Origin of the sequence: Streptomyces sp. NPDC060027, assembly GCF_042737005.1 — a bacterium.
GTDB lineage: Bacteria > Actinomycetota > Actinomycetes > Streptomycetales > Streptomycetaceae > Streptomyces.
This window is the reverse complement of record NZ_JBHWVI010000097.1, coordinates 22,579-30,245: the sequence shown is the minus strand read 5'-3', so window position 1 is coordinate 30,245 and position 7,667 is coordinate 22,579. Positions and strand designations below refer to the sequence as shown.

The 7,667-nt window shown below is 70.4% G+C and carries 5 protein-coding genes; 2 read left to right on the top strand and 3 right to left on the bottom strand.

From position 1 onward, the window contains the following. Positions 1–52: 52 nt before the first annotated feature. Entirely contained in the window at positions 53–1,621 is a 1,569-nt protein-coding gene (locus ACFWBT_RS23410) for an FMN-binding glutamate synthase family protein (protein WP_385703467.1), read from the top strand. A 24-nt stretch (positions 1,622–1,645) separates the two neighbouring features. Here ACFWBT_RS23410 and ACFWBT_RS23405 read toward each other — a convergent pair whose 3' ends face one another. Then, complete coding sequence (locus ACFWBT_RS23405) at positions 1,646–2,908, bottom strand: arginine deiminase (RefSeq protein ID WP_385703462.1); 1,263 nt, start codon at positions 2,906–2,908, stop codon at positions 1,646–1,648. A 33-nt stretch (positions 2,909–2,941) separates the two neighbouring features. Beyond that, positions 2,942–4,360 carry a basic amino acid/polyamine antiporter gene (locus ACFWBT_RS23400; RefSeq protein WP_385703465.1) on the bottom strand — a complete coding sequence of 473 codons (1,419 nt, stop codon included), beginning with the start codon at positions 4,358–4,360 and terminating at the stop codon, positions 2,942–2,944. A gap of 262 nt (positions 4,361–4,622) precedes the next feature. Between ACFWBT_RS23400 and ACFWBT_RS23395 the strand changes: the two genes are divergently transcribed. Further along, positions 4,623–5,636 carry a Gfo/Idh/MocA family protein gene (locus tag ACFWBT_RS23395; protein ID WP_385703459.1) on the top strand — a complete coding sequence of 338 codons (1,014 nt, stop codon included), beginning with the start codon at positions 4,623–4,625 and terminating at the stop codon, positions 5,634–5,636. Here the strand turns inward: ACFWBT_RS23395 and ACFWBT_RS23390 are convergent, their stop codons facing one another. Further along, positions 5,637–7,652 (bottom strand): phosphocholine-specific phospholipase C, encoded by a 2,016-nt coding sequence (locus ACFWBT_RS23390; protein ID WP_385703457.1) that lies wholly within the window; start codon positions 7,650–7,652, stop codon positions 5,637–5,639. Between the last annotated feature and the right edge of the window lie 15 nt (positions 7,653–7,667).

The following is a 7,667-nucleotide window of genomic DNA, read 5'->3' as shown; positions in this document are numbered from 1 at the left end:
GTTCCGATCGGCGGCTTTCGTCCCCATGGGTTTGACTCGTGGTGTGCGCCGGATGCTCTCGCTGCTGCTCGTCGCCCTCGGTGCGGCCGGGGCGCTGGTCCTCGTCCACGGCGTCTCGGCGTGGTGGTGGTGCGCGGCGGGCCCGCTGCTGGCGCTGACCGTGCTCGGCTGCTGGGACCTGGGACAGCGACGGCACTCCGTGCTGCGGAACCATCCCCTGCTCGGCCATCTCCACTTCCTCCTGGAGGCCCTGCGCCCGAGGCTCCAGCGGTACTTCGCCGAGCGGGACCACGACGGGCGGCCCTTCGACCGCCAGGTGCGCGCCCTCGTGTACGAGCGCGCCAAGGGCGTCGAGACCGAGGGGCCGTTCGGCACCGGGCGTGACGTGTACGCGGGCGGCCACGAGTTCCTGGAGCCCTCGATGCGTCCGGTCGAGGTGCCGGACGAGCCGCCCGTCGTCCGCGTCGGCGGCCCCGACTGCACCCAGCCGTACGACATGGCACTGCTCAACGTCTCCGCGCTGAGCTTCGGAGCGCTCTCGTCGAACGCGATCATGGCGCTCAACCGGGGCGCTGCGCTGGGGCGCTTCGCGCACGACACCGGCGAGGGCGGCCTGTCGGACCACCATCTGCGGGGCGGCGGCGACCTCGTCTGGGAGATCGGCACGGGGTACTTCGGCTGCCGCACCTCCACGGGAGACTTCGAGGCGCGGGAGTTCGCGGACCAGGCCGCGCTGCCCGAGGTGAAGTGCGTTTCCCTGAAACTCTCCCAAGGGGCGGGGCCGGGGACCGACGGGGTCCTGCCGGGGGCGAAGGTGAGCGCCGAGATCGCCCGGGCGCGCGATGTCCCCGAGGGCGAGACCGTGGTGTCGCCGCCGTACCACCGGGTCTTCTCGACCCCACGGGAGCTCGTGCTGTTCATCGCGCGGATGCGGCGGCTGGCGGGCGGCAAGCCGACCGGCTTCAAGCTCTGCGTGGGCTCGCGGCGCCAGTTCCTGGCCGTCTGCAAGGCGATGCTCGCCGAGGGCGTGACACCCGACTTCATCGTGGTCGACGGTTCCGAGGGCGGTACGGGGGCCGCGCCCCCGGAATTCTCCGGCACTCTCGGCGCGCCCCTGACCGAGGGCCTGATCACGGTGCACAACGCGCTGGTCGGCACCGGGCTGCGCGACCGCGTCCGGATCGGGGCGAGCGGCAGGGTGGCCACCGGCTCGGACATCGTCAAACGACTCCTCCAGGGGGCCGACTACACCAACGCGGCCCGCGCGATGATGTTGGCCCTCGGCTGCGTCCAGGCCCAGCTCTGCCACACCAACGCCTGTCCGGTGGGCGTGGCGACCCAGGACCCCCGCCGGGTCCGCGCGCTGGACGTGGCCGACAAGTCCGAGCGCGTACGCCGCTACCAGCGGGCGACCGTGCGCAGCGCGAGCCGGATCATGGCCGCGATGGGCGCACGGGATCCCGGCGACCTCACGCCCCACCGTCTGCTGCGGCGCGTCGACGCGACGGCCGTACGGTCGTACGCCGAGCTCCACGAGTGGCTCGCGCCCGGGATGCTGCTGGCCGGGCCGCCCTCGTCCTGGGCGGCGGACTGGGCCGCCGCCGATCCGGACTCCTTCTGAGCGTCGGTGGGCGGCGGCCGGGCGTCAGAAGTCGACGGGGTCCCGCACGATCGGGCAGGTCATGCAGTGTCCGCCGCCGCGCCCTCGCCCCAGCTCGGCCCCGACGATGGTGATGACCTCGATGCCGGCCTTGCGCAGCAGGGTGTTGGTCTGGGTGTTGCGGTCGTAGGTGAACACCACGCCAGGCTCCAGGGCGACGGCGTTGTTGCCGCTGTCCCACTGCTGCCGTTCGGAGGCGTAGATGTCGCCGCCCGTCTCGACGACCCGCAGTTCGGACAGTCCGAGCGCCTTGGCGACGACATCGGTGAAGGGACGTGAGCCCTCGTCGGTGAGTTCGACGCCGGGGGCCTTGTCGCTCGGCCGCAGCGAGAAGGTGTGGACCGAGTTCATGATGGCCGGATACAGGGTGACGAGGTCGCGGTCGGCGAAGGTGAAGACGGTGTCGAGGTGCATCGCGGAGCGCAGTTTCGGCAGGCCCGCGACGATGACGTGCTCGGCGGCGCCGTTCTGGAACAGGGCGGCCGCGACCTGGCTGATGGCCTGCCGTGAGGTGCGCTCGCTCATGCCCATGAGGACGACGCCGTTGCCGACCGGCATGATGTCGCCACCTTCGAACGTCGCCTGGCCCCAGGTGAGTTCGGGGTCGCCCCACCAGACGGTGGAGCCCGCGTAGTCCGGGTGGAAGGAGTAGATCGCCTTCATCAGGAGCGTCTCGTCGTGGCGGGCCGGCCAGTAGAGCGGGTTGAGAGTGAGGCCGCCGTAGAGCCAGCACGTGGTGTCGCGCGTGTAGAGGGTGTTGGGCAGCGGTGGCATCAGGTACTCGCGCACACCGGTCGATTCACGGGCGAGGCCGAGATAGCCGGAGCGGAACTCGTCGGGCAGGTCGGCGGTGGCCAGTCCGCCGATCAGGTACTGGGCGAGGGAAGCGGGTTCGAGGGACTCCAGAAAGGCCCGGGTGGTGTCGACCAGGCCGAGTCCGACCTCGTTCGCTGTGATCTTGCGGTCCAGGAGCCAGTCCTTCGCCGCGGGGAGCGCCATGGTCCGGGCGAGCAGGTCGTGCAGTTCCACGACGTCCACGCCGCGTCCGCGCAGCTTGTTGACGAAGTCGGCGTGGTCGCGCTGGGCGTTCTCCACCCACATCACGTCGTCGAACAGCAGGTCGTCGGAGTTGGTGGGGGTGAGCCGGCGGTGGGCCAGGCCTGGTGCGCAGACCAGGACCTTGCGCAGCCTGCCGACCTCGGAGTGGACGCCGTACGCCGGACGGCTCGTGGTGTCTTGACTGGTCACGGTGTGCCTTTCTCCAGGTCGGAGGCTGACGGGTCAGAGGCTGATCCAGCCCAGCGCCAGGGCGACGATCCCGAGGACGGCACCGGCGATCGAGATGACGAGGATGACGACTTCGCGGGGCGAGAACGGCGCTCTGCCCTGCTCGCGTCGCGCCATCACGAACAGCACGGTGGCGGGCGCGTAGATGATGAAGGAGACGAGGATGAACCTCAGTCCGGCCGCGTAGAGCAGGAACGCCGTGTAGACGGTGGCGAGGGAGGCGACGACGAGGTCGCCGCCGAACCTGCCCCGGGTGATCTTCACAGCGAAGGCCGCCGCCAGCAGGAACGGGATGAGCGTCAGCGCGCTGGTCAGGTCGAGCGCGAAGTTGAAGGCGTCGTCCGAGAACAGCGTGACGACCAGGAAGACCTGGGAGAGCAGAGTCGTCAGGAGCAGCGCGGGCACCGGGACGTCGGCGGCGGTGGAGCGGGACAGGAAGCGGGGCATGTCCTCGTCCTTGGCCGCGACGAACAGCACCTCGGCCGCCATCAGCGTCCAGGCGAGGTAGGCGCCGAGCACCGAGACGATGAGGCCGACGCTGACGAAGACCTGGCCCCAGGTGCCGACCGCGCTCTCCAGGACCCCGGCCATCGACGGCTGTCTGAGCTCGGCGATCTCCGCCATCGGCATCAGCCCGTACGACACGATCGTGACCGAGGCGAAGATGGCGAACACGCTGAGGAAGCCGAGGACGGTCGCCCGGCCGACGTCCTCACGGCGTCTGGCGTGCCGGGAGTAGACGCTGGCCCCCTCCACTCCGAGGAACACGAACACCGTGGCCAGCATGGTGCCCTTGACCTGCTGGAAGAGGGAGCCTGCGTAGTCGGCGCCGCCCCAGTTGCCGGCGAAGACCTGGGGCTTCAGATAGAAGAGCGCCAGGATGATGAAGACGAGGATCGGCACGATCTTGGCCACGGTGACGATGCGGTTGATGGCCGCCGCCTCCTTCACCCCGCGCCGGATGAGGAGGAAGAACGCCCACAGGCCGGCCGAGGAGAGCACCACCGCGAGGACCGTGTCCCCGTCGCCGAGCGCGGGCGCGATCGCCCCGATGGTCGACATGATGAGCACCCAGTACGTCACGTTGCCCACGCAGGCGCTGGCCCAGTAGCCGAAGGCCGAGAAGAAGCCGAGGTACTCGCCGAAGCCCGCCTTCGCGTACGCGTAGACGCCCGCGTCGAGGTCCGGCCTGCTGATGGCGAGCCGCTGGAAGACGAAGGCGAGCATCAGCATGCCGGTGCCGGCGACGGCCCAGGCGATCAGCGCGCCGGCCACGCCCGTCTCCTGGGCGAACCGCCGCGGGAGGGAGAACACACCGGCGCCGACCATGGAGCCGACGACCATCATGGTGAGGGTGATCAGCGTCAGCTTGGCAGCCGGTGGCGCCGGAGTGTCCGTGTCGGCCTGCGTCATGGGCGTCCTGCGGAGACGGGCATCGTCGTGCGGGACCACGATGCGGGGCAAGGTCATCTGGCGACCTGAGCGACACTAACAACCAATTGCCCTAAATGCCCGACGAGAGGCGACAGGTGGCGAATCCAGCGCTTTCGTCCATGGAGGGATCCCTGTGGCTCGAAAGGCATCACCGGGGTACTGCCTTATTGATCTATCCGGCCGACAATCGGATCAGAGGGACGGAACGATCCCGAGCTGTCGTCGGAGAGGTGCGCATCGCGTGAGCGAGTTGTTGGGTGTGGCGGTACTGGGTGCCGGTCACATGGGGGCCGACCATATACGTCGAATCGACCAGGTGGTCAGCGGTGCCAGGGTCGCCGCCGTGGCGGACCCCGACACCGATCGCGCCGCGGAAGCGGTGGCGGGCATCGACGGTGTCTCGGTCCACGCCGAGACGGCGTCCGCGCTCGACGCCCCCGGCGTGCGGGCCGTACTGATCGCCTCCCCGGGCCCCGCGCACGAGGAGGCGCTGCTCGCTGCCTTCGCGCGGGGTCTGCCGGTGCTGTGCGAGAAGCCGCTGGTGCCGGAGTCGGCCGGGGCGCTGCGTGTGGTGGAGGCGGAGGTACGGCTCGGACGGCGGCTGGCGCAGGTCGGGTTCATGCGCCGGTACGACGCCGAGTACCAGCGCCTCAAGTCCCTGCTGGACAGCCGTCGGCTGGGCCGCCCGCTGATGCTGCACTGCACGCACCGCAATGTCTCCTCGCCGCCCGGCTTCACCTCGGCGATGCTGGTGAACAGCTCGGTCTCGCACGAGATCGACGCGGCGCGCTGGCTCCTGGGCCAGGAGCTCACCGCGGTGACCGTGCTGCGTCCCCAGCCGTCGGCGAACGCCCCCGAGGGGCTGATCGACCCCCAGTTCGTCGTGTTCGAGACGGCCGGCGGCGCCCTGGTCGACGTCGAGGTCTTCGTGAACTCCGGGTTCGGATACCAGGTGGGGTGCGAGGCGGTCTGCGAGTCGGGGACCGCACGTATCGGGGACGAGCGCGGCATGGCCGTGACGTCGGCGGGCGGCAGGTACGAGGAGGTCGCGCAGGACTACCTCGTCCGCTTCGCCGACGCCTACGACCGCGAGGTGCAGGCATGGGTGGACGCCACCCGGGCCGGCCGGGTCACCGGACCCGGCGTCTGGGACGGGTACGCGGCGTCCGTCGTCGCCGAGGCGGGTGTCCGGGCGCTGGAGAACGGCGGCCGGGTGACCGTCGAGCAGGTCCCGCGCCCGGACCTCTACGCCTGATCAGCCGCTGACGCTCGCGGCACCCGTCTCGAGGTGGCCGGTGAAGCGGCGCGACCAGCTCGCGTCGGAGCCGACCGTGATCGTGAAGTCGTACCAGCCGTCCTGGTACGCCACCGCGTTGAAATAGGCCTCCGCCGAGCCGCCCGCCGCGGCGGTGTACGTCCAGGGTCCGTCGGAGCGGTAGTGATTCGAGGTGACGGTGAACGTCACCGGGGAGGCGGAGGAGTTGGTCATCGTGAAGTAGACGGCCGTCTTCCCGGTGCCGGGTTCGGTCGCGTACCGCACGCCGACCTCGGCCGACCTGCCCGCCTTCGTCGCGTCTCCCTTGAAGCGGCGCAGGAAACGGTTGGGGCCGGTCATCGAGAAGTCGTACTTGCCGTCGCCGTAGCCCGTGCCGATGTTGAAGGAGTCGGAGGCGGTGCCGCCCGCGTCGACCGTGTACTGCCAGGGCACGGTGTCCCGGTAGGCGTTCGGGTGGAGGGAGAAGTGCGCCGCCCTCCTGGCCGGGGCGCCCCGGTTGGCCATGGTGAACCAGGCGAGGATCCTGCCGGTCGCGCCGAACTCCAGGTGGTCCAGAAAGCCGTTGGGCTGATACGGCAGCGCCCGGGCGGGCCGGGTTCCGGGCTCCTGTGCGGGCAGCGCGCCGGTGGTCGGCACAGGGTTGGGCAGCGGACCGCAGGTGGCGTACCCGATGACGCTCGTCGCGGGGAGCGACACGGCGCCGTGAACCGGGTGCGCGAAGTCGAAGACACCGGTCAGGTCACCGGCGACCCTGCGGCGCCAGGCGCTGATGTTGGGGCAGGCCGCGGGCTTGCCGAGAGCGCCGGTCCAGGTCTCCAGGAAACGCAGGACGGAGGTGTGGTCGAAGACCTCCGAGGAGACCCAGCCACCGCGCGTCCAGGGCGAGATGACGAGCAGCGGGACCCGGAAACCGAGGCCGTACGGGACGCCGTTCAGGTACTCGCCCGCGGTCCCGGCGGGCGGGGCGGGCGGCGGCACGTGGTCGAAGAACCCGTCGTTCTCGTCGTAGTTGAGGAACAGGACGGTGGAGTCGAGGACGTCCGTGTCGGCGGCGAGTGCCTTGTACACCAGGTCGACGAAGTGGGCGCCGTCGCCGGGCGGGGCGTACGGGTGCTCCGAGAACGCCTGGTTGGCGACCACCCAGGAAACCTGGGGCAGGGTTCCGGCGACGACGTCGGCCCTGATGGCCGCGGCGATGTCGTCGGGCGTGGAGCCGGTGGCCTTCGGGACGGAGGCCATGCCCCGGTCGTACAGCGGGTCGCCGGCCTTGGCGGCGGCGAACTTCTTGAAGTAGGCGCAGCCGTTGTCGCCGTAGTTGTCCTGGGCGTTCTGGTAGACCTTCCAGCTCACACCCGCCGCCTGGAGAGCCTCGGCGCAGTTCTGCCAGGTCAGGCCCGACTCGTCGCCGCCGTCGTAGCTGGAAGCGTCGACCTTGCCGCTCCACAGGTAGGTGCGGTTCGGCCCGGTGGCGCTGAGCGCGGAGCAGAAGTAGGCGTCGCAGATGGTGTAGTTGTCGGCGAGCGCGTAGTGGAACGGGATGTCGGAACGGTCGAGGTAGCCGAGCGACCGTACGTTGCCGACTGCCGAGACCCACTTGTCGAGCCGCCCCTTGTTCCAGGCGGCGTGCTGCGAGGACCAGGAGTGCGGGAGGTCGCCGCTGCACTGGGCGAGGGTCTCGCCGTCCTTGCCGCCCGCCGCGGGCGTGGAGCTGAGCTTCCAGGGGTACTGCCTGCTCTGGCCGTTGGGCTGGTCGAAGACCGAGTACCCGCCGGACAGCGCGATGCCGCTGCGGTCGTCGAAGCCCCGGACTCCCCTGAGCCGCCCGAAGTAGTGGTCGAAGCTGCGGTTCTCCTGCGTGAGGATGACGACGTGCTGTACGTCCGAGATCGTGCCGGTCGCCGCCTCCGTCGCGGGACGCGAGCCGACGCCCGTCGCGGCTCCCGCCACCACGGATGCGCCGAGCCCCACAAAGCTTCTTCGGCTGATCGGTGTCATTCGCCCGCCCTCGTC

Excerpts from the sequence above, each read along its gene's own strand:
- ACFWBT_RS23410 (WP_385703467.1), top strand. The coding sequence starts at position 53 with ATGCTCTCGCTGCTGCTCGTCGCCCTCGGTGCGGCCGGGGCGCTGGTC.
- ACFWBT_RS23400 (WP_385703465.1), bottom strand. The coding sequence starts at position 4,360 with ATGACGCAGGCCGACACGGACACTCCGGCGCCACCGGCTGCCAAGCTG.
- ACFWBT_RS23390 (WP_385703457.1), bottom strand. The coding sequence starts at position 7,652 with ATGACACCGATCAGCCGAAGAAGCTTTGTGGGGCTCGGCGCATCCGTG.